Genomic DNA, 23,727 nt, shown 5'->3' with positions numbered 1-23,727 from the left:
CACGCTGCCGCCTTGGCTATCGTGGATTCACGATCAGTCAGCGGACAAACCTCATGAACCATTATCGAAGTCTGAACTTTGCGCAAAAACTCAACCTGTTCAGCGAGCAATGGACGCCCAAGGTCATCGCCGAAATGAACGACTACCAATTCAAGGTGGTGAAGCTGCAAGGGGACTTCATCTGGCATGACCACGCCGATACTGACGAGACCTTCATCGTGCTCGAAGGTCAACTGCGCATCGACTTTCGCGACGGCCAGGTGTCTGTCTCCCAGGGTGAGATGTTTGTCGTGCCCAAAGGCGTCGAGCACAAACCCTTTGCCGAGCACGAGGTCAAGCTGCTGCTGATCGAGCCCAAGGGAGTGCTGAACACCGGGCACGAAGGTGGCGAGCGGACAGCAGTGAATGATGTGTGGATCTGAAACCACTGGATGTGACCGGGGCTGTTTTAATCAGCCCCTCTCCAACCATCAGCCGTGTTCCCCTATCGTCACCAATCCAGCCTGCAATCGGCTGCGCAGTCGCGACGCTAACGCCGCGCCCACCAAGGCAATCACCGCACTGGCACCTATCGCCAGCTCGATCCCTCTCGCCAGCGTTGCATTGCCCTCGCCGCTCAATCCGGTGTTGGCCAAAGAAACCAACAGCGCCAATCCCATAGCGCCACCGATCTGCTGACTGGTAGAGGCCATACCTGCCGCAACACCTTGTTCACCCGGCGCGATACCTTGCCCCGCAGACACCCACATGGCGGTCCAGGTCATGCCCTGGCCAATGCTGAGGATGATGATCCCGGGCAGTAACCGCCAATAGCCCGCGCCGTCAGGCAGCGCGAAATACACCTGCGCAATTCCGACAGCGCCAGCCAGCAAGCCGCTGACCAGAGTAGTGCGCAGCCCCAGTTTCAACAGCGAACGTTCGGCCAACCATATGCCCAGGGTGCAGAGCAGGGTCGGCAGCAGGAACGCCAACCCGGACTGCAACACGCTGTAGCCGTAAACCTGTTGGTAGTACAGCGTCAAGAAGTAGTACTGCACGCCGAAGCTGCTCATGAATATGGCCGTGAGCAGCATCGCCATGCGCAACTCGCTATAGCTGAACAGGCGCAGCGGCATCAATGGGTCGTGGCCTTTGTGCTCGATCCAGACGAACAGCCCCAGCAACGCGACCGCCAACGCCATACAACCGAGGGTAGCGGGGGCCGTCCAGCCCCACTCCGGGCCCTGAACGATGGCGAACACCAACAGCGTACCGCCGACAGTAACGGTCAATGCACCACTTAGGTCGAAGTGGCGCCCGCGTTGCCGTTCTCCATCGGCCGGTATCCAGCGCCGTGCCGCCAAGGCACAGGCTCCAGCCAACGGGACATTGACCAGAAACACCGCTTCCCAGCCCCACCACTGAGTCAACACGCCACCCAACAACGCGCCCAGGGCCAGACCTGCCGCCGAAGCGCCGCTCCATATCGCGAAGGCACGGTTACGCGCCGGCCCTTCTGCATAGTAGGTGTTGATCAACGCCAACGTCGCCGGGAACAACATCGCCCCGCCCACGCCCTGTACCGCTCGTGCCAATACCAACAGCAATGCGCTGCCACCCAACCCGCCGGCCAGCGACGCCAACGCATACAGCACTTGTCCCACCACGTAGAAGCGGCGCTTGCCCAACAGATCAGCTGCGCGCCCGCCCAACAGCAGGAAACCACCGAAGGCCACGCTGTAAGCGCTGACCACCCACTGCAATTGCTGCGCGGAAAAACCCAGATGGCTGCCGATCTCAGGCAACGCAACAAACACTATGGTCGCGTCCAGGGCGATGATCAGCTGCGCAGCGGCCAGCAGCAAAAGCATCCAGCCTGAGGGCTTGGGTAAACGGTTGAAGGGCATCTTTGCGCGTCCTTTCCAGAAATGAAGAGGCGCCAGTGTCTTTGATGCCGATTAAATGATAAATACCAAGCCAGCTCTTTCAGTGATGACTTTAATCATGGATCTAAACGCCGTCCGCTTGCTGGTCCGGGTCGCAGAGACTCGCAGTTTTACCCGCGCCGCCGGTGATCTGGGGATCACGCAATCAGGTCTGTCCCGAGCCATCTCGCGGTTGGAAAGCGAGCTGGGTGTGCGCTTGCTGCAACGCAATACCCGCAGCGTCAGCCTCACGCCCGACGGCCAGGTGCTCTATGAACGCAGCGCACCACTGCTCGCCGAACTTGCTGAAGCCGAGAAGCTGCTGCTGGACCGTCGTTGCTCGCCGTCCGGGTTGCTGAAGATCAGCACTCCCTCGTTGTTCGGGCGCAAAGTGGTGATGCCGGTCATCGGCGAATTGACTCAGCGTTACCCCGACCTGTGCATCGAGGCGGTGATGTCCGACCGCTTGGTGGACATCGTCGATGAGGGCTTCGATGCGGTGCTGCGCACCGGAGAAATCCAGGACCAGCGCTTGATCGCCCGCCCACTGCAACCGTTACGCTGGGTCACAGTGGCATCACCGGATTACCTCGCACGCCATGGCACGCCGCAGACGGTCGACGATCTACAGCAGCACAACTGCCTGAGCGTGCGCAATCTGCGCAGTGGCCGTTTGGTGGACTGGCAGTTCATGCTGGACCGCAAAGTGCGCGACATCAGCGTCAGTAGCCGGCTGATCTTCGATATCGGCGACGCCTTGGTGGATGCTGTGCTCGGCGGCTACGGTATTGCCCAACTGATGACGTTCGCCGTCAAGGACGCGATAGGTGATGGCCGCCTGGTGCCGCTGCTGGAGGACTATGCCGGCCGCAGCCGTGCACTTTCTCTGGTCTACCCGCCGTCACGGCAATACTCGCCGAAGCTGATGGCATTTGCCGATGCATTGGGGCAAGCCCGTTGGTGAGCCAAGCCTGAAATGATCTCGCCTTGAGCTTGTGTCAAGATGAAATGCCGTGGTCTTTTCAAATGCCCCAGGACCTCCCGACCAACGAATAAGGACATTCATTGAACGACTTCCCCACGCTCGAAACTGATCGCCTGTTTATGCGTGAAATCGTCATGAGCGACGCGCCGATGCTGCTTGATATGCACGGCGATGCTGAAGCCATGAAGTAGTTCGGAGTCGACCCCGCCTGGATCAGAATCACTGTGTTCAATCCTGCAACGTCTTCCCATCCACAGGGTCGCCAATCTTCAGAAAATGCCCGCCTGCGACATGGTGCAGGGTGCGTAGCGCATCCTGCCCTTCGAAGTGCCAGCGGCCGTCGCTGAAGACTCGCTCGTCTGCCTGGGCGGATATCACCTCGGCCAGGAACAGATCGTACTGTTGATGGTTGTGGGGCTCCGGCAACAGCCGGCATTCCAGCCAGGCGACGCAACCTTCCAGCATCGGCGCTTCGACGATATTGCTGGCAAAAGTTTGCAGGCCATAGGTCTGGAATTTATCGCAACCTTCGCCCTGAGACAGTTCGAGCCCGGAGGTCGAACCTACGGTCTGCACGATATCGGCCTGAGCGGCACAAGGAACGTTGAGTACGAAGGTGCCCGAGGCTTCGAGCAGTTGTCGGGTCCAGGTGGATTTATCGAGGACCACGGCAACTTTCGGCGGTTCGAAATCCAGCGGCATGGCCCAAGCGGCGGCCATGATATTGCGCTGCCCGGCGTGGGCAGCGCTGACCAGTACGGTCGGTCCGTGGTTGAGCAGACGGTAGGCTTTGGACAAGGGAACCGGACGACGGTGGGAAACGCTCATGGCTGTCTGCTCCTGAGAAAAGAGCCGATTGTAACGGTATACGGCAGGCGTGGATTACGGGCTTGAATCCGATTGCCGATCGTGAGATGAAAGCCCTTCGCACAATGGATTGAGGCGCTGACGTCATGCCAATACTGAATATCGCAGCCCCCCACGAAAACGACGCAGATGAATTGCTCGGGTTCGAACTCGGCAACCGGGCGTTTTTCGAGAGCTGGATCAATGCCCGACCTGCGGACTATTACTCTCGGGAAGGTGTGGCGAGAGCAATCGAAACAGCAGCTCAGGACGCCGCTCAAGACCTCGCGTACCAATTTCTTGTTCGCGAGAATGACATTCTCGTGGGACGACTCAATCTGACCCAAATCAAGCGGCCGCATTTTCACTCAGCGGCGCTGGGATACCGGATTGGCTCCAAATACACCGGACGCGGTCTCGCTAAAGAAGCGGTTCGTCTGGGATTGGAAATCGCCTTTAGTGAGCTGTCGCTGATGCGGGTCGAGGCAACGGCCCGACCGCAAAACGCCGGATCGATCCGAGTCCTTGAGGTCAGTGGCTTCGAGCAGTTTGGCCACTCGCGCAAGAGTTTTCTGCTGCACGGCGAATGGTTTGACCTGCTGCACTATGAAATTCACCAGAAAGACTAAGTGCTTCCAGGAAAGCAAAAATCCGGGTTTCGTCTGGCACATGGCATGAGATTGCCGGTCGTTACGCGGTCCGTAGCAGCTGGCGGAGCCTGCTGCTACAGGGATAGCCCACTCTTCACAGTTCCGCGTAAAGCATTTACGCGGACAGTTGATTCGCAAACTGCCCCACCGCACTGACCACTTTCTGCGCACCGTCCTGAATCTCGACAATCACCGTGCCCGCTTCGGCGGCCAGCGCCAGGCCTTGTTCGGCCTGGAGTTTGCCATCGCTCATCAAGGCCACGGCGTCACGAGCCATGTCCTGGTTCTGGCGCACCACCCCGACGATTTCGTCGGTGGCTTTGCTGGTACGCGAGGCCAGCTGTCGAACCTCGTCCGCGACCACAGCGAAACCTCGACCTTGCTCGCCAGCACGGGCCGCCTCGATCGCGGCGTTGAGCGCCAGCAAGTTGGTCTGCTCGGCGATGCCGCTGATGGTTTTGACGATGGTGCCAATCACCAGTGATTGCTCATTCAGCGCTTCGATACCTTCGCCGGCCTGTTGCATATGCCTGGCCAGATCGCGCATCACATTCACGGCCTGAGTGACCACCGTGGTGCCGCGCTGGGCGCTGCTGTCGGTCTGCAACGAAGTGCTGTAGGCGATATTCGCAGCTTCGGCGACGGCTTGTTCCTGATTTACCTGATCAGTTATCACCGTGGCAAATTTGACGACTTTGTAGAGTTTGTCATTAGCATCGGTCACCGGGTTATAGGAGGCCTCCAGCCAGACCACTCGACCATGGCTGTCGATGCGTTTGAAGCGGTCGGCAACAAACTCGCCAGCATTCAAGCGTTTCCAGAACCCCTGATATGCCTCGCTGTTGTATTCCTCCGGCGCGCAGAACGTACGGTGATGTTTACCTTGGATCTGCGCCAGGCTGTAACCCATCCCGTTGAGAAACCGGTCGTTGGCCGTCAGCACGTTACCGCTCATATCGAACTCAATCACCGCCGTTGAACGCACCAACGCACCGATCAGGTTTTCGTGCTCACGGGAAGCTTCAATGGTGCGGGTCAGGTCGCTGGCGTAAATCGAAAAATTCTTTATCCGCCCGTCCGAGCCTCTGACAGGCTGCACGATCGAGCGCAGCCAGGCTTCCTCGCCGTTGCCTCTGAGCAAGCGAACCGCCCCGGCAAAGTGCTCACCGCGGGTCAGCGCGGCCTTGAAACGATGGTGAAATTCATCCGTTTTCACATGGGCCGGGACGATGTCTTCGATGTGCCGCCCGAGCAAATCACTGCTCTTATAGAGCATCTCGGTAATGAAATTCTGATTGGCTGATTGAACCCGTCCATCGGGGTCAAGGTTGATGACGAGCATCTCGCTCTCCAGGCTTTCTTTCACTTGTACAAGGCTGGAGAGTTCTTCGCGAAGAGCCGACAGCTCCTGCTTCAAGCGTTTGTTAAACATGGGAAAATGTACCGATGGGCAGGGTTAAGAGCGGCATTCAGCCAAGCCATCGGCCACGCAAAACTTTTCTGAAGAGCGGCTCGAGGTTGCCCTGCAAAAATAGTGGCAGTTTGCCGCGTCGGCTGCGAAGCCCGTGTGGAAGCGGGCTTGCCCGTGAATGACGTTTCTAAATGCCAGAAACCACCGCGCCACAATTAACCCGCTGCACACGCGAACCGAAATACGCCGCGCTAGCCATTCCGAGCGCGCCCATCACTGCGCAATAAATCACGCACACCCATGGGCTCCAGGGCATCAAACCGATCAACAACAGCGGAGTGATACTTGCCCACAGCGCATAGGCGATGTTGTAGGTGAAGGAGATCCCGGAGACGCGGATCCGCGCCGGAAACAGGCTGACCATCACCGACGGCACCGCGCCGACCACCCCGCAACTCAGGCCGGCGATAGCGTAGGCGACGCCGATCCAGCTGCCACCGGCGATCAGACAGGTATAAAGCACGCCAATGCCCAGCGGCAGCAGCAGGCTGTAGAGCATCACCGTGCGCCAGGCACCGATGCGGTCGACGATCAGCCCGGCCAGAACACAGCCGATGTTCAGGAAAACGATGCCCAGGCTGCTCAGGGCAAAGGTATGGCTGGCAGTCATGCCGAAGGTTTTTTGCATCATGGTCGGGGTGATCACCACAAACACCACCACCGCCGAGGTCAAGACGCAGGTCAGGATCATCGCCGGCAGCATGGCCTGACGATGGTTACGCAGCACGGTACGCAGCGGCAGTTCGGCGTCGGCTTCGCGGCGGGCCTGCATAGCCATGAACACGGGTGTCTCGCTCAACCAGCGACGCAACCAAACGCCCACCACGCCAAACACCCCGCCCAGCAGAAATGGATAGCGCCAGGCGTAATCGAGGATTTCTGTCGGGGAGTAGGCCTGCGCCAGAAACGTCGCGGTCAGCGCTCCGATGAGATAACCGAAAGTCAGCCCGGCCTGCAGAAAACCCAAGGCATAGCCGCGATGGCCGACCGGTGCATGCTCGGCGACAAACACCCAGGCGCTCGGCACCTCACCGCCCACCGCCGCGCCTTGCAGCACCCTCAGCGCCAGCAACAGCAACGGTGCGAAATAGCCGATCTGGGCGTAGGTCGGCATGATCCCGATCAGCAGACACGGCAGTGCCATCAGTAAAATGCTCAGGCTGAAAACCCGCTTGCGCCCCAGCTGATCGGCGAAATGCGCCATCAGAATCCCACCCAGTGGCCTCGCCAGATATCCGGTGACGAAGATCCCGAAGCTTTGCAGCAAGCGCAGCCATTCTGGCATTTGCGGTGGGAAAAACAGCTGGCTGAGGGTCAGCGCGAAAAATACGAAAATGATGAAATCGTAAATTTCCAGCGCGCCACCGAGGGCCGCCAGCCCTAGGGTTTTGTAGTCAGACCGGGAGAACGGCGCCGGTCGTAAATCGGTAATGGCAGTCATAAAACAAACCCTGAATAGGCAAAACCACGGCGCCAATGGTCTACGCAAAAGCCCTCAGGAACAACCCGACCAGGTCACCGGGTTAGTTTTTAGCGATTTTCTGTGCATTGAATTCAACCGGGCGAAACCAATAATCGGGCACTTTCCAACCCGCAGCACAATCAGGAAAGTCGCCATAGGCAGGCTCGCATGAATGTCAAAGCCGGGATCCCCCCACATAAAGCACGTCAATCAGACAAAGGTCGTTGCAAAAAACCCAAATAGCTTCGGCAACAAAAGTCGGATTGATCTACTGTTCGCTCACGACCAAAAGAGCCACTGCTGCTCTGCGGACACCACAATAAACATAAAAATCCTTGAGGTATTTTCATGGCCGCTGATATCGAAGATAGCCGCTATGCCCGCTTTGCCCTGCATTGCTCAAGCTTTGCCGAGCGCTGGTTTCCTGACTCCTGGGTGTTTGCTGCGCTGGCAGTCATCATTGTCTCTGTGGCGACCATGACCATCGGCGCCAAACCGACCGAGGCCGCCATGGCCTTCGGCGAGGGATTCTGGAGCCTGATTCCGTTCACTATGCAAATGGCCTTTGTGGTCATCGGCGGCTACGTGGTTGCCAGTTCGCCGCCAGCGGTGAAGCTGATCGATCGTCTGGCGAACATCCCGAAGAACGGCCGTTCCGCCGTGGCCTGGGTGGCGCTGATTTCCATGGTCGCATCGCTGTTGAATTGGGGCCTGTCGCTGGTGTTTGGCGGATTGCTGGTTCGCGCACTGGCCCGTCGCACCAATTTACACATGGACTACCGCGCCGCGGGTGCCGCAGCCTATCTGGGGCTGGGCGCAGTCTGGGCACTGGGGCTTTCTTCATCCGCCGCGCAGTTGCAAGCCAACCCCGCCAGCCTGCCGCCGTCGATTCTGTCGATCACAGGTGTGATTCCGTTCACCCAAACCATTTTTCTCTGGCAGTCCGGCGTGTTGCTGCTGGCGTTGATCGTGGTCTCGCTGACCATCGCCTACGCCACCGCGCCCGGCCCGGCTACCGCACGGGACGCCAAGGCTTGCGGTGTCGACCCGGGTTTCAGCATCCCTGAACCGCAACCACGCACACGCCCTGGCGAATGGCTGGAATACAGTCCGGTGCTGACGATTTTGCTGGTGCTGTTAGCGCTAGGCTGGCTGTTCCATGAGTTTTCGACCAAACCTGCAATCAGTGCGATCTCCGGTCTGAACACCTACAACTTCCTGTTTCTGATGCTCGGCGCACTCCTGCACTGGCGTCCGCGCAGCTTCCTCGATGCAGTGGCCCGTGCGGTACCCACCACCACCGGCGTGCTGATCCAGTTTCCGCTTTACGGCTCCATCGCCGCGCTGATGACCGTGGTCAAAGGCTCTGACGGCCAAGCCCTGGCGCACCATATCTCGACCTTCTTCGTACAGATCGCCTCCCACGATACCTACGCCCTGCTGATGGGCGTGTATTCGGCGGTGCTGGGCTTCTTCATCCCCTCAGGCGGCGGTAAATGGATCATCGAAGCGCCCTATGTCATGCAAGTCGCCAACGACCTGAAGTACCACCTGGGCTGGGCCGTGCAGATCTATAACGCTGCCGAAGCGTTGCCAAACCTGATCAACCCGTTCTACATGCTGCCACTGCTGGGCGTGCTCGGGATGAAGGCACGAGACTTGATCGGCTTTTCGTTTGTGCAGTTGCTGGTACACGCACCTCTGGTGCTGTTTCTGCTGTGGGCACTTGGGACGACGCTGACGCATGTGCCACCGGTGATGCCGTAGGTCAATCGAGACCGCTTCGCGACCTTTCGCGGGCTTGCCCGCGAAGGCGTATCTGTAATCAACCTGAAAGCTGATGAAACATCTGCGAAACCAAAAGTTCCGCTGTTTCATCCAGACTGCCCCCCTGACCTAGAGCCCCCGTGTAGCCTTTCGGTCATGTTTCATTGCTACCTTTCGACCGAAAAACTTTGTAACTATTTAACGAACCAGCGAGCAAAACCGAATGACTGACGAAAAAGAAGGCAACGGCGCGCAATCTCTTGAAGTGGACAACCCCACCGACACCAGCCGCCGTCGCTTCCTTGGCGGCGTTGCGGTTTTAGGTGTCGGCGCGACGCTGAGCGCCTGCGGCAGCAATGGCGATGAGGGAGGTAAACCTGCCGAGCGTCCGCTGTCGCCTGCCGAGTTGGACAAGGCACTGCACGATCAGGTGAAAACCGTGGTAGTGATCTTTGCCGAGAACCGCAGTTTCAACAATTTGTTCGGCGACTTTCCCGGTGTGGAAAAGCCACTGTCATCACTCAAACCTGCCGATTATCAGCAACACGACCGTGACGGCAGTCTGCTGGAAACTTTGCCACCGGCCTGGGGCGGAGTGCTGCAAATCGGCCCGCAAACCCTCGATGGTGTGACTTACCCAAACGAAACCCAATTTCAGGAACACCTGCCCAATGCCCCGTTCGCCCTCAAAGGCCCGAACGGTGAGGATTTGCCATTCGGACTGGTCACCCGCGACCTGTGGCATGTGTTCTATCAAAATCAGATGCAGATCAACGGTGGCAAGAACGACCGTTTCGTCGCCTGGGCTGACTCCGGTGGCTTGACCATGGGGCATTACGCCCAAAGCCGGTATTCATTGCGTTTGTGGGATGTGGCCAAAGAGTTTGTGCTCTGCGACAACTTTTTCCAGGGCGCTTTCGGCGGTTCATTTCTCAACCATCAGTATCTGATCAGCGCCACCGTGCCGTTTTATCCGGACGCCGCAAACTCGGTGGCCAAAGCGCAGATCGCCTCCTTGCAGAGCGATGACCCGCTGGACACTCGCCTCAAGCCATTGGAGAAATCACCGGCCAGCGCCATGACCGGCCCGCCGCAGTTCGGCCCCAGCGCTCTGACGCCCGACGGCTACGCGGTCAATACCCTGGCTCCGCCGTATTGGCCGACATGGATCCGCGATCCCGAACGCCCTGAATACTCCAAACCCGACTTGCCCAATGTCCTGGTCCCGCAGACTCACGAGCACATCGGCGACAAACTCTCAAAGAACAACATCGACTGGGCCTGGTACGCCGGTGCCTGGCAAGCGACTCTGGATGCGTACAAGGACTCGGGCGGTATTCCGAAGATTCCGAACTTTCAGTACCACCATCAGCCGTTCAACTATTTCAAACGACAGGGTCCGGAGAATCCCGGAGAGCGCAGCAAGCGCTTGCGGGACGCTGGCCTGGGCGATGAATCAGGCACCAACAAATTCTTCGCCGATGCCGAGGCAGGAAAACTGCCGGCCGTGAGTTTCTATAAACCTCAGGGCAATCTGAACATGCACGCCGGTTACGCCGATGTCGCATCCGGCGACCGGCACATTGTCCGCGCCCTGAAGGTGCTGCGCGAAAGTCCGCAATGGAAAAACATGGTGGTCGTGGTCACAGTCGACGAAAACGGCGGTTGGTGGGATCACGTTGCGCCTCCACAAGGTGATCGTTGGGGCCCTGGAACGCGGGTGCCAGCGCTGGTGGTCTCGCCGTTCGCCCGCAAAGGCACGGTGGATCATACGGTCTATGACACCGCTTCGATTCTGCGGTTGATTACTCGGGTATTTCAGCTGGAGAAACTCGACGGGCTCAAGCAGCGAGATGAGGCGATGGTAGCCCGCGGGCAGAAGCCAATGGGCGATATGAGCAATGCGTTGCACTTTGCGGTTTGATTGAAACCTGGCATTTGACCGCTCCAGACCCGTTTTGTGAGCGGTCGCCAGCATCTTGAAAAAAGATTCTCCCACCTACTTCTTTGTCACCCGTTACTGCTCCAGTATGGACGTCCGCCCCGTACAAACGGGGTCTTTGCTGACAAGGAGCCAAGCATGTTGAAAGTCGCTGGACTCGCCCTGACCCTCACCGCCCTCACCTTGAGTGCAACCGTACATGCCAACGCCGACCTGAAGCTGGGCAGCACCGAGCGTGTCACCCGACTGTTCGCCTACCCCAACAACTGCGATGTGATTTGTTTCCGTAACTGGACGCTTGAGCAGACCGTCGAGCACTACCTGACCCAAAGCGTGCAACGCGATGGCTACAGCGCGGCGAAAGTCAGCGTCAAAACCGACAACGATCAGCTTTATGCGGCGATCAGCGGTGTGCCTGCCGGTTATGAGAAACCTCTTGCGGCGCTGCTCAATGCCGGAGATTTGGCCTACAACGGCGCGAGCAAACTGAATGCCGACGGCAAGTGGGCTTATAGTTGGTATCTGTTCCTGCCGCTGGGAATGGCGCTGGAGAACCGCAAGAGTGTCGAGTTGCTGCACTTCCCGCCGGACTACTCGCTGACCCAGGCGCAGGACTATCTGGAATCCAAGACCACCGATCGCTGGGCCACGTTGTTGACGGCCAACGACATTCCCGCCGAACAGACGCCGGGCTACCAGACCATCATCGACATCGCGCCGATTGCAGCGCCCTCCACCGCAGGCAAGGACCTGGAAGGCGTCTACGACTACTTCAAGGACTACCAGACCACCATGGTCAAGGAAGTCAGCCTGAACGCCAGTGGCGCAGCCTTGCCAATGGTTGCCTTCGGCGCACCGGTGCGTAACTGGATCAAGCAGCAATATGGTGCGACCGTAAGTGTGCTGGGCCTGGCAGAGATCAGCCCGACCGAAGGCGTGAAGGTGCCGGTTCTAGGCTCCAATCACCCAAGCTACATCTGGTATGCGGCAGACCCTGCGACTTATAACGGCGATGAAGCCAAGGCAGATGCCGCCGGCTTGAAAGTCATGGGGCAGGATTTGAGTGCCGCGTGCTGGCAGGCCGGGATGGGCAGCAAACCAGGAAGTAATCCGGATGCGCAGTTGAAAAGCTGTACGCAAACCTGGCAAGTCACCCAGAAAGAAAAAACCTGTGAGTTGTTCTACACCTCAATCCGCAATCTGACACCCGAACAAGCTCAGGCCAAATGCTCTACAACCCCAATCAAATCTCAGCTGGACCAGCTGAAAGCCCCCGCACCGGCGCCTTCGGTGGCCACCTCGCACCTGTAAAACCAGCCGCCTATCCTGCGTCAGACGTTGCTGACGCAGGATAGAGCACTGGCACAGACTCTTTTGAGCAGCGAACGTTAAATCGCCCCGACCGGGCGCAATCGATATTGCGGCGGTAGTTGTTCAAAGCCACTGATAGTCGCGTTCAGGCTTTTCCAGCGGCCGTCCTTGATGCCATAGATGCAACCGTGGACCGACAGGCTCTGTCCGCGATGCCAGGCGTTTTGCACAATGCTGGTATGACCGACGTTGGCCACTTGCTGAATCACGTTCAGCTCGCAGAGACGATCAACCCGCTCTTCTTCCGTAGCCAACAGGGCCAGCGGCTCACGGTGTTCGTAATAAAGATCGCGAATCGAACGCAGCCAGCCGTCGATCAGACCCAACTGACGATCCTGCATCGAGGCGCGCACACCGCCGCAGCCATAGTGACCGGTGACGAGGATATGTTTGACCTTGAGCACATCCACCGCGTACTGGATGACCGACAGGCAGTTGAGATCAGTGTGCAGCACCACGTTGGCCACGTTGCGGTGGACGAACAGGTCACCAGGCAGCATGCCAACGATCTCGTTGGCCGGTACGCGAGCATCTGAACAGCCGATCCATAGATATTCAGGGGTTTGCTGGCGAGCCAGTTTGGCGAAAAAGTCAGGATCTTCCTGCTTGATCGCATCGGCCCAGCGCTCGTTGTTATCAATCAGATCTTGTAGTTCGTTCATCTTTGAAGCCTCAAGAATGATGCGCTGTTTTGACAGACGACCGCCGGTCGAGGTCACGCTCAGAATGCAACTAGCCAAGCGGGGAATACCGTGGAATCTTAAAGGGTAGGGCCTGTCCATCCTATAGGCCCCACATTATGAGGAATTGCCATGACCGAATCACGACGTCCCTACGGCGCTCCGCAACCCGAGCCCATTGATGACAACGACGATCGCATGGGCACGATGGAGGAGCTGCACTTCGATGATGAAGAAACCAGTGGCCGCATCTCTGAGCTGACGCCCGAGAGCGAACGCTATCAAGAACAACCGCCCAAACGTGGCCACGAAGCTGGCATGACTGGCGCCACGACACCTGACCATGAGTCAACCGACGACGACCTCAGCCAGGAAACCATGATACTTGAAGACGGAGCGCGCGACGCCCATGAAGCCGGTGACGATGAACCGGCCGACTGGGACCTGAGCATCGTCGATGAAGACGAAATCGGTGGCGGCAATGGCCTGGATGAAGCCGAAATGGCGGAAACTGACCCCGTGGATGGTAATCGGTAGCGCATCCGTATCACTGGAAAAGCGCCAAACCCACAGGAGCTGCCGCAGGTCTTTGACGTTATGACGTCGGTCCTGAATCTGCAGCGCGGCGCAGCCCGCTAAAGATCGCAGTCTGCGGCAGCTCCTATGGGAGCTTCTTATCTAGTCGACCAACGTGCAAGCCATAACCACCGCGTCTTCGCGCCCGCCCACTGCCGGGTAGTAATCGCGGCGGCGGCCGATTTCGTTGAAACCATAGCGCTCATACAACCGAAAGGCCGCTCGGTTGCTGTCACGCACTTCCAGGAAACATTCCCGTGCCTTTACTTCATAGGCGCGAGACATCAAGTGTTCCAGCAGGCGCAAACCGAGGCCGCGGCCCTGGTTCTCCGGCTTGACCGTGATGTTCAGCAGATGCGCTTCATCAAGGATTATCTGAACGACACCGTGCCCCACCTGTTGCTCGCCTTCGAACATCAGCCAGATTTGATACTTGCCCAGGCCATCCAGAAAAATGCCGCGGGTCCAGGGATGGCTGAACGCCGCGTATTCAATTTTCAGTACAGCATCGAGATCCGCCTCGGTCATCGGGCGGAAAGTTACAGCATCACTCATCGTTACGTTTCCAGCGCGCCATCAGCCGACGCATGGCTTGCCAGACATCAGCCTTACGCTGTGGCTCTTCCATTAATAGTTCCAGGCCAGGTAGCGCCCAGACCGAGCCCAGACCTTCGACCTGCAGTTCCAGATTGTAGGATTGCGCATTCGCTTCACCAGCAAAACGTATTGCTGGCAGGCCGATCAGCCATAGACAGACGCAGGGCGCGTCCTCAAGACGTGCCGAAACAAAACCCTGCACGAAGTCGCGGGCCGCTTCAGGGCCTTGATCCATCGTGCCGCGCACCAGCAATGGCCAGCGCACTGGCTCGCCAACGATTTGCGGGCTGTCCGGCAGACCGGCGGCGCGCAGCAGGTCTTTAAGCAATAAATAGGCAGGATCGCGGGTCTGGAAGGCTTCGCCTGTGGGTAACTCTACCAGCAGCAGGCAAGCACCGGCCCGCAGCAGTTGCAAGGCAAAACGCGGCGGGGGCACTTGCGGCGCCTTGGCCACCGGGGCTGGAGCCTCTTGGGCCTGGACCGCCGGCTTGCTCACGCTCGTCGGACGCGGCACTTCGATCTTCGCCCGCTCGGCAGGCCTGACCACAGGCTCGGCAGCCGTTTTGGCGACTGGAGCATGCGCAACCGGCTCGACCAGCGGCTCAGGCATCACCAACAACTCTGGTCGCGATGGTGCAGCAAACGGCAATTCGGTGCGCGGCAGCCAATTGACCACCTGCATGGCGGTCAGATAAGCGCGGCGACGGGACTCGATAAGCAAAGGTCGGCCACTTGTGGATAACTAAAGAGTGGGGATTCTACCGCCCTTCGCCCAAGATCGCCCGCAGTTGATCAATAGAAAACCGGCAGCCCGTCTCATCAAACGCCCTGGTGTGAATCGCAACCCGTCTGATGCAGTACAATCGCCGCTTTTAATCGCCAACCAGCCGGCCTTTCCCATGATCGAACCCAAGCGCGTCTTGCGCGCCCTCGCCGAACACTGGGCACTCCTGGAGCCACTGTGCGAGCACTTCGACCAAGGCACTTTGAGCCTCAACGAACTGCGTTCACAACTGGCCGCTCAGCAACTGGACAGCACGCCACAGGACATCACCAGCCTGCTGGACGTGTGGATCCGCCTGGATATTCTGGTTCCTGTGGCGAAAAGCCCGAACCGTTTCGAGCTGAATGCGCAGATCCACGACTTCCTCGCCTACCTGCGACGTGAACACCGTCTTGGCCTGTGCCTGGAAATCGAAGCCTATCTGCGACATCTGGAGCGGTTGGCCGGTTATATCCAGGATGCCTTCGACATTCGCGACGGCAGTGACCTGGCGCGCCAGTTGCGCTTGCTCGACATGCGGGTACGGGATGTCCTGAAGAAACTCGCCAACGACGAACAGGCCCTGGTGGCTGTAGCCGAGCGAGCCAAGACCAGCGACCGGCAGATCCCGCTGCGTCAGCGCTACGCCGAAGTTCTGGCGACCTGGGACGAATACGTTGAGCCGATGATCCAGTTGGTCAACGCTGACGGCGCTTTCGAGCAAGGCGTGCGCAAAGTCGAGAACGTGCTGCTGCGCATGCTCAGCGAACAGCAGCGCCTCGGCCACCTGGTCGATGACGACATGCTGCTGCGTACCCACGCGCGCATCCTCGAGATGCAGACCAGCGCCCAATTGACGCTGCGTCACGCCCGGGAACTGCTGCTGCCGCTGCGCGAAGAAGCCCGCCGGCACAATGCCGTGACCCGTGGCGCAGCACTCGCATTGTCGGCCATTCGTCGCAAAGGTATCGATGCGGTGCCGCAAGCGGCGATGCCCATGTTCACCCGGCCGCAAAGTACGTTTCTGGGCAGTGCCAGCCAGGTCGAGGCCTATGTTTACGCCCTGGCTCGTTTCGAGCCGAAACCGGCGCGTTTCCCCAAAGCCCACAACACCCAAAAAGGCGAGGCCCCACGTGCGCCGCGCACCGTTCGCGAAATGCTTGAACGCTGCGAAGACGCCCTGCCAATGCCAGATCTCATGACCTGGTTGCTGGCGCAAGAACCGGACGGCGCCACCGACGAGTTGCTGTACTGGTTCTCGCGCCTCTCGCGGGACAAACGCTTCAAACGCGAGCGTCTCGAGCGTCGCAACTACCACACACACGAGCACCAGGTCAGCCTGCGCTCCTTCGCCCTGCTCTCGGCCCGCGATGACGCGCCTGAGAATTCTGCGAGCACTCCCCATGCATCTTGATCTTTCCGAACTGTCCCAGCTGGCGCCGATCTTTCGCGAGCTGTTCAAGGGCTACCACGTCAGCCGCCGGGACCCGGAGCTGTACGCGCAACTGTCGAACTTCCAGGATCAATACCGCACGCTGTTCAAGGCGTTGGGCTTTGAGCTGGTCTGCGACACCCGTGGTTTCTACTACTTCGTTCCGGAGCTGGCCGCCGCCGCGGTGAACAAGACCGCGCAACGTCTGGCGCTGTTCACCTTCATCATCGTCGAGCATCTGGCTGATCAGGGTCGCGATCCGGTTGCGGTCCTTGATGGCGGCAGCCTTGGCCGCGATGAACTGCCATCGCTGCTGGAAAAGTACCGCGACCTGTTTATCCAGGCCGAAGTGCAGACTCAGGAAGAGCTGGAAGAAAAAATCATGCGCCGCATGACCCAGCTCGGCTTTGCCAGCGAAGAAAACGGCATCTACCGGTTCCTGCCACCGATGCACCGCTTCCTCGATGTTTGCCTGTCTGTGCAGCAGGACCGTGACCTGGCAGCGAGCCTGCATAGCGTGTTGCCGTTGCCGGCACCGGTGCTGATCGATGACGACAGCGACGAAAAACTGCTGGAAACCGATGACCCGCTGGACCTCAGTGAATTCAAGATAGAGAGCGAGGAAGACGCATTGGCTCGCGCCATTGCCGATGAACAGGAGATCGACGCATGAGCCAGGAACGCTACGGCATTCGCCGCTTTGCCCTGCTGAACACCGCCGGTTACAGTCTCGGGCTGTTCCCGCTGGAACATCCATTGTCGGTGTACGGCGCGAACAACCTCGGTAAATCTGCCTCGATCAACGCCTTGCAGTTCCCGATCCTGGCGCGCATGTCCGACATGAGCTTCGGCAAGTACAGCCTGGAGCAATCGCGGCGCTTCTACTTTGCTTCGGACACCAGCTACATCCTCGTCGAAGTCTCCCTGCCCCACGGTCCGCACGTCATCGGCGTGGTCGGCCGTGGTCCGGGCGGCGGCTTCGGTCACCAGTTCTTTGCCTACGCCGGAAAACTGGACCTGGCGCACTACCAGAAAGACGAGACCTGCCTGCGGCAGAAAGAGTTGTTCGCCAATCTTGAGCGCCAGGGTCTTAAAGCCTACGAGCTCAAGCCCGAGGAACTGCGTCGTTTGCTGGTAGGCGGTCACACATCGATTCCGCTGGACCTGACACTGATCCCGTTGCGCTCCACCAGCGAACAGAGCCTGAAAACCTTCCGCGCACTGTTCATCAACCTGCTGCACATGCGTGAAATTACCGCGGCCAAGCTCAAGCAACTGTTCCTCGATGCCTTCGAGCACAGCCTGCGTTCCGGCAGCGTCGACTACATCGCTGCCTGCGAAGAAGCCTTCCGCGACGTTCGCCGGATGGAGCAAGACTACAATTCGCTGGTCACCGCAGGTCCCCTGGTCGAAGCCCTGGCCGCCGGGGTCACGCAGCGCAACATCCTGCGCGGCAAGTTGCACCGGCTATCGCCGCTGCTCGACTCATTGCTCGGAACCTGGTCGGACTACGCCAGCGCGCGCAAGGAAGAGTTGCTGATTCAATCCGAGCATTACTGCAATGAACAGGACGCCCTGCAAAACGACCAACGCGGTGGCACCCAGGAACTGATGCGCCTGGAGCGGGAAATCAGCGGCATCCAGCGCTGGCTCGGCGAATTGTCGGTGCTCAAGCATCGTTTCGCCCTGATCGACGACGTCAAAGTCCTCGAACAGCAATTGCTGGCTGCCAAGGATGCTCACGATGAGCTGGCCGGCGCCCTCGCGCAGTCCCGACAGTTCAGCGCCGAAGATCTGGAAGAACGTCTTCGCGATCTGGAAAAACGCCTGAAGTCGGTCAAGCAGCAACTCGACCACGCCGACAACAACAGCTATGCCCGTCTGCGTGAAGAGTTCTCGCAACAGGACGTCGAGCGCCTGATGCGCCTGTTCAACAGCGCGCTGTTCAGCTTGCCGCTGGGCGAGCACGGCATTGCGCTGGACGAGAACGGCGAGTGGGTCAAATCCATGGAGCTGATTCTCGATGGCTTCAAGGGCGAGCGCTTCGAAGTACCGGGCCTGTCCATAGATCTGTCGCACATCGAGCCGCCGGCGCTGCAAGCCCTGGCCGACCGCGCCGCGCTACGGGATCAGAAAGAGCGTCTGGAAAAAGAACTCAAGCAACTGAAAACTCAAGCGGCCGTCGCGGCAGACCGTGCAGCCAGCAAGACCCAGACCGAAGCGTTGTATCAGCAAGTGCTGGATGCACAGAAAGCTCTGGAAGACTTCCGTCGCTCGCAAACCCTGAGCGCCGAGGAAGACGACAAGCTTGAGCAACTGGCACAGATGGAAGCCGCTCAGGATGAATTGAAACGCTCCAGCGATGCCTTCACCGAACGTGTCCAGCAACTGTCGGCCAAACTTCAACTCGTCGGTCGGCAGATCGGTGACATGGAAGCCAAGCAACGCACGCTCGACGATGCCCTGCGTCGCCGTCAGCTGTTACCAGCCGACCTGCCGTTCGGCACGCCGTTCATGGAACCGGTCGACGATTCCATGGACAACCTGCTGCCATTGCTCAATGACTATCAGGACAGCTGGCAAGGCCTGCTGCGCAGCGATGGACAGATCGAAGCGCTGTATGCTCAGGTTCGCCTCAAGGGCGTGGCCAAGTTCGACAGTGAAGACGATATGGAGCGTCGCCTGCAACTGCTGATCAACGCGTACGCGCACCGTACCGACGAAGCACTGACCCTGGGCAAAGCCCGCCGTGCGGCTGTCACCGATATCGCCCGGACCCTGCGCAACATCCGCAGCGACTACGACAGCCTCGAACACCAGTTGGCCTTGTTCAACCGCGAGATCAACAAGCGTCAGGTGTCCAACCTGCAAAGCTTCCGCATTGTCCTGGCGCCGAACAAGGAAGCCCTCAAGCATATCGACCAGATCATCCACAGCGCCGGTCAGTATGAAGAAGGCGAAACCCTCTCGGTATTCGACTTGAGCCAAAGCGCCGATCAGGACAACAAGAACGAAGAGGCCAAGGAATACCTGGCGCGTCTGGTAGCGGCGAACCATAACCAGCTGGGCCTCAAGGACCTGTTCGAACTGGCGTTCGAGATCACCAAGGTCAACGGCCAGCCGGTCATCCACACCGATATCGATGGTGCGGCGTCCAACGGCACAACCATGACCATCAAGGCGCTGACCAACATGTACTTGTTGCTGCACTTGATGGACCGCGATCAGGCCGGGCGTGTGCGTCTGCCGTACTACCTCGACGAGGCCGCAGACATCGACGAGAAAAACCAGGCGGCGTTGCTGGAAACCAGCTTGCAGCTGGGCTTCGTGCCGATTCTGGCCAGTGTGAAGCCGCAGGTTTCCGCCCATGTTGCCATCGACCTGGAAGGCGGTAGCGGGCCGAACGGGATCTACATCGATGAGGCGGACTGGAAGTACATCCGTCGGCATGACGAGGTGAAGGCAATGGTTAACGTTGAATCGACCGAGCCGGAGCTCGACGAGGTTTAAGCGCTCACTGGCGCAGAGACGAAAAAGGCCGCGATCCATTGGATCGCGGCCTTTTTTGTTACCCGTTTTTTTTGCAGGGGACGTTATTTACCAAGGGAAATCTTCGGCGCCCACGCCAGCCACTCTTCCTCAAACCTGTCGAACAACGGAAAGGTCTGCTCAGGCCGGGCCGGGTTGCCCATATGCTCGTCATCCGGTGTGGCAAAGGCAATGCCGCCCTGGATCAACGTCTCCAGGGACTCGGTGCGCACTGTCGCCCCCTTGAACAGGCCAAAGTCCACACCGAAACCGCTGCTGTTCCAGAATCGGCTGCCGCTGCGCACCAATGGCGCATACTTCGGCTCGATCAGGATATGAATCAGAACCCTGTCCGCAGTCTGGCCCAACTCATAGCCGGTAACCTTACCCACGGTCACTTCTCGGTACGTCACCGGCACACCAATCTTCAGCGAACCACGGCGAGCGGCACTCAGTACCAGACTCAGACCCGCCTCGGGCACTGCCGACTCCGGCGGCTGGGCCAACGCTACAAAGCTTTTTTGTGGACCAAGATTTTTCGCGGCCGGCTGAACTTCCAGGTATTGCCCGGTGACCAGCGTTTCAAGATTGGAGGTCTTGATCAGACCAAGCTCCGGCTTGACCACCCAGAACTGGCTCCCAATACGGGCAATACGTTCCGGCACCTCGGTGATGCGCGCCGTCAGCAACACCGATTGCAGGTCATCGCTGAGGTCGACATCCTCAACCTTGCCGACATCCAGCCCCTTGAAGCGAATTGGCGTGCCACTTCGCAATCCGTCGGCACGATCGACCTTGATCGTCACGAGCGTGCCCTTCTGCAGCGCCTCTTCATGGTTCGCGTACAGACGAAAGCGTGGAATACGCTTGCTCAGAGGAACTTTCGCCTCGGGGGTTTCGAAGGCGATACCACCGGCCATCAGACTTTGCAGCGATTCGCTCTTGACCTGAATACCGCCAGTCAAACCGCCCGACAGCGTGATCCCGCTGGCATTCCAGAATCGAGTCGAGCCGTTGACCAGCCCTTCGTATTCTTTCTCGATATGCACACCGATGACCAACTGTTTACGAGTGCGCGAGAACTGATAGCTCTGCACAGAACCGACTTTGACCTGCTTGTAGAGAATCGGGCTACCGACCTCCAGCGAGCCCAGATTGTCGGTCAACAACACCATATGCAGGCCAGGGGAGCGCAAATCCAGCGGCGGAGCCTTGGCACGCGCCTCGAACTCGCGTTGCGGTGCACCGCCCTTGTCACCCGGCCGGATCGCGATGTAGTTACCTTTGACCAACGCTTCCAGCCCGGTGATACCAGCCAGCGAAATCGACGGTTTGACCACCCAGAATTGGGTGCCATTCACCAGATAATCTTCGGCCAGCGGATCCAGGGTCAGTTCGGCGCTCGCACTGGATAGATCAGAATCGACCTTCAAGGCTTTTAAGCTACCGACCTGAATGCCTTTGTACATGACCGGCGTGCGACCAGCCTGCAAACCTTCGAAGTCACTGAGTTTCACCTTGACCCGAATACCGGCCTGAGCGGCCTCGAAGTCTTCATAGAGGCGAAACGGCAGGCTCGGATCAGTGGGGGGGCTGTCTTTGCGGTTATCCGGAGTGGCGAACGCGATACCACCCGCCACGATACTGGCCAGAGACTCACTGCGTACTTTTACCCCGGATAAGTTGGCATCGATACTGATCCCGCTGGCATTCCAGAAACGCGTGTATTTGCGCACCAGGCTGGCATAGGTTGGCTCAATAAAAACTTTAATCTCGACGGTATTCTGATCTCCAGACAACTGATAGCTTTTAACCTGACCGACCTGAATCTGCTTGTAGAACACCGGACTACCGCGATTCAGCGAACCCAGGCGCTCAGCCTTGATGGTCAGGTGCAGGCCTGGCTTGGAATCCGATAACGGCGGCTCTTTCGCCAGGGCCTTGAACTTTCGGGTCGGCTCGCCCTCACCCGGACTAACCGCAATGTAGTTACCCGAAACCAGCGTTTCGAGCCCGGTAATCCCCGCCAGAGTCACGCTCGGTTTGACCAGCCAGAAGCGAGTGCTGGTCCTCAGGTATTGCTCGACATCCTTGTTCATCTCGACGGTGGCAATCACCCCTTTGGTATCACCTTCGTCATCGAGGGCCAGGGCTTTGACCTTACCGACCGGCATGCCTTTGTAGACCACTTCAGTCTTTTTTGCCTGAATGCCTTCGCCGCTTTCAAAGTGGACCTGAACTTCTATTCCGGTCTCATTGTAAGCACGCCAGCCCAGCCAACCGCCGATCACCAAGGCTATCAGCGGTAGAACCCAAATGGCCGACCAATTGGAAGCCGGTCGGGTTTTAGCTTCAGGCAAATCAGTCATGGTCGCCGTCCGATTCCGTGTTATCCCAAATCAGTCGGGGATCAAAAGTTACTGCTGCAAGCATCGTCAAAATCACCACACTGGAAAAGGCTATAGCGCCGAGATTAGCCTCGATGCTGGCAAGCCGACCAAAATTCACCACCGCCACCAGAATGGCGATCACGAAGATATCCAACATCGACCAGCGGCCAATGAACTCGATAAACCGATACATGACGATGCGCTGGCGGGCCGAAAGCGGCTGGTGGCGCTGCACTGAGAACAACAGCAAACTGATTCCCACCAACTTGAAGGTGGGAACCAGGATGCTGGCGATAAATACTACGGCGGCGATCGGGAACATCCCATGCTGAACCAGCTGAATCACGCCCGACATAATGGTGCTGGGATCACCTTGGCCTAAAGAGCTGACCGTCATAATCGGCAATACGTTCGCCGGTACATAGAGAATCGCAGCAGTAATCAGCAATGCCCAGGTGCGCATCAAACTATTCGGGCGGCGCGCATGAACCAGCGCACCGCAGCGAGTGCAGACCTGCTCATCGCGGTCCGCTTCCTGCCTGTTCAACTCATGGCATTCGGCACAAATCAGAATGCCTGCATCAATCGCCCGCATGAGCATCCTCTCCTGACAATGCTTGCCAGATTTGATGAGGCGACATCACCACCTCCAGCCAGACCTGAACCAATAGCAAACTGATAAAACACGCCAAGCCAAGGCTGACAGCGATCGCGGCCATGTCTGCCAACTTCACGATGGCCACCAATACGCCCATCAGGTAGACCTCAAGCATCCCCCAATCGCGCAAATGGTGATAAATGCGATAGAGCAACAGGCCGTAGCTGCGCCCAATATTCCAGCGAATACTCAGCAGCACGACTAACTGACAGATCAGCTTGAGCAGCGGAATCCCCATACTGCAAAGAAACACCACGACGGCCACACCTTGCATGCCGGTATTGAACAAACCGACAACGCCAGTCCAAACAGTATCTTCTGACGACTGCCCCAAGAGATTGAGCCGCATGATGGGTAAAAAGTTCGCAGGGACATATAACAGCAGTGCGGCGATAACCAATGCCAGACTACGATCCACCACATTGTGTCGATGGGCGTACAACTCATAACCACAGCGCGGACATTGGGCTTTCTCGCCATGAGCGAGCCGTGGTTTACGCATCAGCAAATCACACTCATGGCACGCTACCAAGTCGTCCAGCGGCAAATCTGACACCCTGGAGGCGTCAACCGGATCAGGCATAAAAGGCTCTGGCTCGGAAAAAGATTGAGTCTATTCTGTAGGAGCCAGCCGGTCGACACTCGAGTGCGCGCCATGGCGTCTTCGAAATCGCCATCGCGAGCACGCCCGCGCCGACAAATCGC

19 protein-coding genes and 2 pseudogenes are annotated in these 23,727 nt (G+C 58.5%); 10 read left to right on the top strand and 11 right to left on the bottom strand.

What is annotated here, in order from left to right; translation table 11 throughout:
• Nucleotides 1-53 precede the first annotated feature (53 nt).
• Nucleotides 54-422, top strand: coding sequence for a cupin domain-containing protein (locus AC07O1_RS12555; protein ID WP_494991758.1), 369 nt, complete (start codon nucleotides 54-56; stop codon nucleotides 420-422).
• A 48-nt stretch (nucleotides 423-470) separates the two neighbouring features.
• Here the strand turns inward: AC07O1_RS12555 and AC07O1_RS12550 are convergent, their stop codons facing one another.
• Entirely contained in the window at nucleotides 471-1,850 is a 1,380-nt protein-coding gene (locus tag AC07O1_RS12550; protein WP_495089049.1) for an MFS transporter, read from the bottom strand.
• A gap of 133 nt (nucleotides 1,851-1,983) precedes the next feature.
• Here AC07O1_RS12550 and AC07O1_RS12545 point away from each other — a divergent pair, with 133 nt between their 5' ends.
• Complete coding sequence (locus AC07O1_RS12545) at nucleotides 1,984-2,868, top strand: LysR family transcriptional regulator (protein WP_495088983.1); 885 nt, start codon at nucleotides 1,984-1,986, stop codon at nucleotides 2,866-2,868.
• A 249-nt stretch (nucleotides 2,869-3,117) separates the two neighbouring features.
• Here AC07O1_RS12545 and AC07O1_RS12540 read toward each other — a convergent pair whose 3' ends face one another.
• Nucleotides 3,118-3,717 (bottom strand): flavin reductase family protein, encoded by a 600-nt coding sequence (locus AC07O1_RS12540; RefSeq protein WP_495088982.1) that lies wholly within the window; start codon nucleotides 3,715-3,717, stop codon nucleotides 3,118-3,120.
• 125 nt (nucleotides 3,718-3,842) lie between these two features.
• On the opposite strand from AC07O1_RS12540, the gene AC07O1_RS12535 reads away from it, so the two are divergent.
• Nucleotides 3,843-4,364 carry a GNAT family N-acetyltransferase gene (locus AC07O1_RS12535; protein ID WP_495088981.1) on the top strand — a complete coding sequence of 174 codons (522 nt, stop codon included), beginning with the start codon at nucleotides 3,843-3,845 and terminating at the stop codon, nucleotides 4,362-4,364.
• Nucleotides 4,365-4,500: 136 nt separating this feature from the next.
• On the opposite strand, the pseudogene AC07O1_RS12530 reads toward AC07O1_RS12535, so the two are convergent.
• From AC07O1_RS12530 to AC07O1_RS12520, 3 genes and pseudogenes are all read right to left on the bottom strand, one after another.
• Nucleotides 4,501-4,932: pseudogene (locus tag AC07O1_RS12530) on the bottom strand (methyl-accepting chemotaxis protein); the annotation flags it as partial.
• A 156-nt stretch (nucleotides 4,933-5,088) separates the two neighbouring features.
• Nucleotides 5,089-5,727, bottom strand: a pseudogene (locus tag AC07O1_RS12525) (PAS domain-containing protein); the annotation flags it as partial.
• Between the two features lie 256 nt (nucleotides 5,728-5,983).
• Nucleotides 5,984-7,297 carry an MFS transporter gene (locus tag AC07O1_RS12520; protein ID WP_495088980.1) on the bottom strand — a complete coding sequence of 438 codons (1,314 nt, stop codon included), beginning with the start codon at nucleotides 7,295-7,297 and terminating at the stop codon, nucleotides 5,984-5,986.
• Nucleotides 7,298-7,666: 369 nt separating this feature from the next.
• Here AC07O1_RS12520 and AC07O1_RS12515 point away from each other — a divergent pair, with 369 nt between their 5' ends.
• From AC07O1_RS12515 to AC07O1_RS12505, 3 genes are all read left to right on the top strand, one after another.
• Nucleotides 7,667-9,085 carry a short-chain fatty acid transporter gene (locus AC07O1_RS12515; RefSeq protein ID WP_495088979.1) on the top strand — a complete coding sequence of 473 codons (1,419 nt, stop codon included), beginning with the start codon at nucleotides 7,667-7,669 and terminating at the stop codon, nucleotides 9,083-9,085.
• A 223-nt stretch (nucleotides 9,086-9,308) separates the two neighbouring features.
• A complete protein-coding gene (locus AC07O1_RS12510; protein ID WP_495088978.1) occupies nucleotides 9,309-11,009 on the top strand; it encodes an acid phosphatase in 1,701 nt (566 codons plus the stop codon).
• 156 nt (nucleotides 11,010-11,165) lie between these two features.
• Nucleotides 11,166-12,338, top strand: a complete 1,173-nt coding sequence (locus AC07O1_RS12505) for a hypothetical protein (protein ID WP_495024438.1) — start codon at nucleotides 11,166-11,168, stop codon at nucleotides 12,336-12,338.
• A 77-nt stretch (nucleotides 12,339-12,415) separates the two neighbouring features.
• Here AC07O1_RS12505 and can read toward each other — a convergent pair whose 3' ends face one another.
• Nucleotides 12,416-13,060, bottom strand: coding sequence for a carbonate dehydratase (gene can / locus AC07O1_RS12500; protein WP_494991750.1), 645 nt, complete (start codon nucleotides 13,058-13,060; stop codon nucleotides 12,416-12,418).
• Between the two features lie 150 nt (nucleotides 13,061-13,210).
• Between can and AC07O1_RS12495 the strand changes: the two genes are divergently transcribed.
• Nucleotides 13,211-13,615: a serine kinase/phosphatase gene (locus AC07O1_RS12495; RefSeq protein WP_495011221.1), complete on the top strand. Its 405-nt coding sequence runs from the start codon at nucleotides 13,211-13,213 to the stop codon at nucleotides 13,613-13,615.
• 141 nt (nucleotides 13,616-13,756) lie between these two features.
• On the opposite strand, the gene rimI is transcribed toward AC07O1_RS12495, so the two are convergent.
• Both rimI and AC07O1_RS12485 read right to left on the bottom strand, forming a co-directional pair.
• Nucleotides 13,757-14,209 (bottom strand): ribosomal protein S18-alanine N-acetyltransferase, encoded by a 453-nt coding sequence (rimI, locus tag AC07O1_RS12490; protein WP_494991748.1) that lies wholly within the window; start codon nucleotides 14,207-14,209, stop codon nucleotides 13,757-13,759.
• Nucleotides 14,202-14,972, bottom strand: coding sequence for an energy transducer TonB (locus AC07O1_RS12485; RefSeq protein WP_495088977.1), 771 nt, complete (start codon nucleotides 14,970-14,972; stop codon nucleotides 14,202-14,204). Before AC07O1_RS12485 ends, rimI begins: the two co-directional genes overlap by 8 nt.
• A gap of 178 nt (nucleotides 14,973-15,150) precedes the next feature.
• Between AC07O1_RS12485 and mksB the strand changes: the two genes are divergently transcribed.
• The 3 genes from mksB to mksF are packed head-to-tail and all read left to right on the top strand — an operon-like array spanning nucleotide 15,151 to nucleotide 19,956.
• Complete coding sequence (mksB, locus tag AC07O1_RS12480) at nucleotides 15,151-16,428, top strand: Mks condensin complex protein MksB (RefSeq protein ID WP_494991746.1); 1,278 nt, start codon at nucleotides 15,151-15,153, stop codon at nucleotides 16,426-16,428.
• Complete coding sequence (gene mksE, locus AC07O1_RS12475; protein ID WP_494991745.1) at nucleotides 16,418-17,119, top strand: Mks condensin complex protein MksE; 702 nt, start codon at nucleotides 16,418-16,420, stop codon at nucleotides 17,117-17,119. Before mksB ends, mksE begins: the two co-directional genes overlap by 11 nt.
• A complete protein-coding gene (gene mksF / locus AC07O1_RS12470) occupies nucleotides 17,116-19,956 on the top strand; it encodes an Mks condensin complex protein MksF (RefSeq protein ID WP_495088976.1) in 2,841 nt (946 codons plus the stop codon). The genes mksE and mksF overlap by 4 nt, the downstream gene beginning before the upstream one ends.
• A gap of 83 nt (nucleotides 19,957-20,039) precedes the next feature.
• Here mksF and AC07O1_RS12465 read toward each other — a convergent pair whose 3' ends face one another.
• The 3 genes from AC07O1_RS12465 to AC07O1_RS12455 are packed head-to-tail and all read right to left on the bottom strand — an operon-like array spanning nucleotide 20,040 to nucleotide 23,605.
• Nucleotides 20,040-22,343, bottom strand: a complete 2,304-nt coding sequence (locus tag AC07O1_RS12465) for a PqiB family protein (protein ID WP_495088975.1) — start codon at nucleotides 22,341-22,343, stop codon at nucleotides 20,040-20,042.
• Nucleotides 22,336-22,959, bottom strand: coding sequence for a paraquat-inducible protein A (locus AC07O1_RS12460; RefSeq protein ID WP_495088974.1), 624 nt, complete (start codon nucleotides 22,957-22,959; stop codon nucleotides 22,336-22,338). Before AC07O1_RS12460 ends, AC07O1_RS12465 begins: the two co-directional genes overlap by 8 nt.
• The gene (locus AC07O1_RS12455; protein ID WP_495088973.1) at nucleotides 22,946-23,605 is read right to left on the bottom strand and encodes a paraquat-inducible protein A; all 660 of its coding nucleotides are present in this window, start codon (nucleotides 23,603-23,605) and stop codon (nucleotides 22,946-22,948) included. Before AC07O1_RS12455 ends, AC07O1_RS12460 begins: the two co-directional genes overlap by 14 nt.
• Nucleotides 23,606-23,727: the final 122 nt, after the last annotated feature.

This window comes from Pseudomonas sp. GW821-FHT07G10, from assembly GCF_059418545.1.
This window is presented reverse-complemented; position numbering and strand designations above follow the sequence as displayed.

Bases quoted from the DNA above. Each gene is read 5' to 3' on its own strand.
- AC07O1_RS12555 (WP_494991758.1), top strand. From the start codon at position 54: ATGAACCATTATCGAAGTCTGAACTTTGCGCAAAAACTCAACCTGTTC.
- AC07O1_RS12550 (WP_495089049.1), bottom strand. From the start codon at position 1,850: ATGCTTTTGCTGCTGGCCGCTGCGCAGCTGATCATCGCCCTGGACGCG.
- AC07O1_RS12545 (WP_495088983.1), top strand. From the start codon at position 1,984: ATGGATCTAAACGCCGTCCGCTTGCTGGTCCGGGTCGCAGAGACTCGC.
- AC07O1_RS12540 (WP_495088982.1), bottom strand. From the start codon at position 3,717: ATGAGCGTTTCCCACCGTCGTCCGGTTCCCTTGTCCAAAGCCTACCGT.
- AC07O1_RS12535 (WP_495088981.1), top strand. From the start codon at position 3,843: ATGCCAATACTGAATATCGCAGCCCCCCACGAAAACGACGCAGATGAA.
- AC07O1_RS12520 (WP_495088980.1), bottom strand. From the start codon at position 7,297: ATGACTGCCATTACCGATTTACGACCGGCGCCGTTCTCCCGGTCTGAC.
- AC07O1_RS12515 (WP_495088979.1), top strand. From the start codon at position 7,667: ATGGCCGCTGATATCGAAGATAGCCGCTATGCCCGCTTTGCCCTGCAT.
- AC07O1_RS12510 (WP_495088978.1), top strand. From the start codon at position 9,309: ATGACTGACGAAAAAGAAGGCAACGGCGCGCAATCTCTTGAAGTGGAC.
- AC07O1_RS12505 (WP_495024438.1), top strand. From the start codon at position 11,166: ATGTTGAAAGTCGCTGGACTCGCCCTGACCCTCACCGCCCTCACCTTG.
- can (WP_494991750.1), bottom strand. From the start codon at position 13,060: ATGAACGAACTACAAGATCTGATTGATAACAACGAGCGCTGGGCCGAT.
- AC07O1_RS12495 (WP_495011221.1), top strand. From the start codon at position 13,211: ATGACCGAATCACGACGTCCCTACGGCGCTCCGCAACCCGAGCCCATT.
- rimI (WP_494991748.1), bottom strand. From the start codon at position 14,209: ATGAGTGATGCTGTAACTTTCCGCCCGATGACCGAGGCGGATCTCGAT.
- mksB (WP_494991746.1), top strand. From the start codon at position 15,151: ATGATCGAACCCAAGCGCGTCTTGCGCGCCCTCGCCGAACACTGGGCA.
- mksE (WP_494991745.1), top strand. From the start codon at position 16,418: ATGCATCTTGATCTTTCCGAACTGTCCCAGCTGGCGCCGATCTTTCGC.
- mksF (WP_495088976.1), top strand. From the start codon at position 17,116: ATGAGCCAGGAACGCTACGGCATTCGCCGCTTTGCCCTGCTGAACACC.
- AC07O1_RS12465 (WP_495088975.1), bottom strand. From the start codon at position 22,343: ATGACTGATTTGCCTGAAGCTAAAACCCGACCGGCTTCCAATTGGTCG.
- AC07O1_RS12460 (WP_495088974.1), bottom strand. From the start codon at position 22,959: ATGCGGGCGATTGATGCAGGCATTCTGATTTGTGCCGAATGCCATGAG.
- AC07O1_RS12455 (WP_495088973.1), bottom strand. From the start codon at position 23,605: ATGCCTGATCCGGTTGACGCCTCCAGGGTGTCAGATTTGCCGCTGGAC.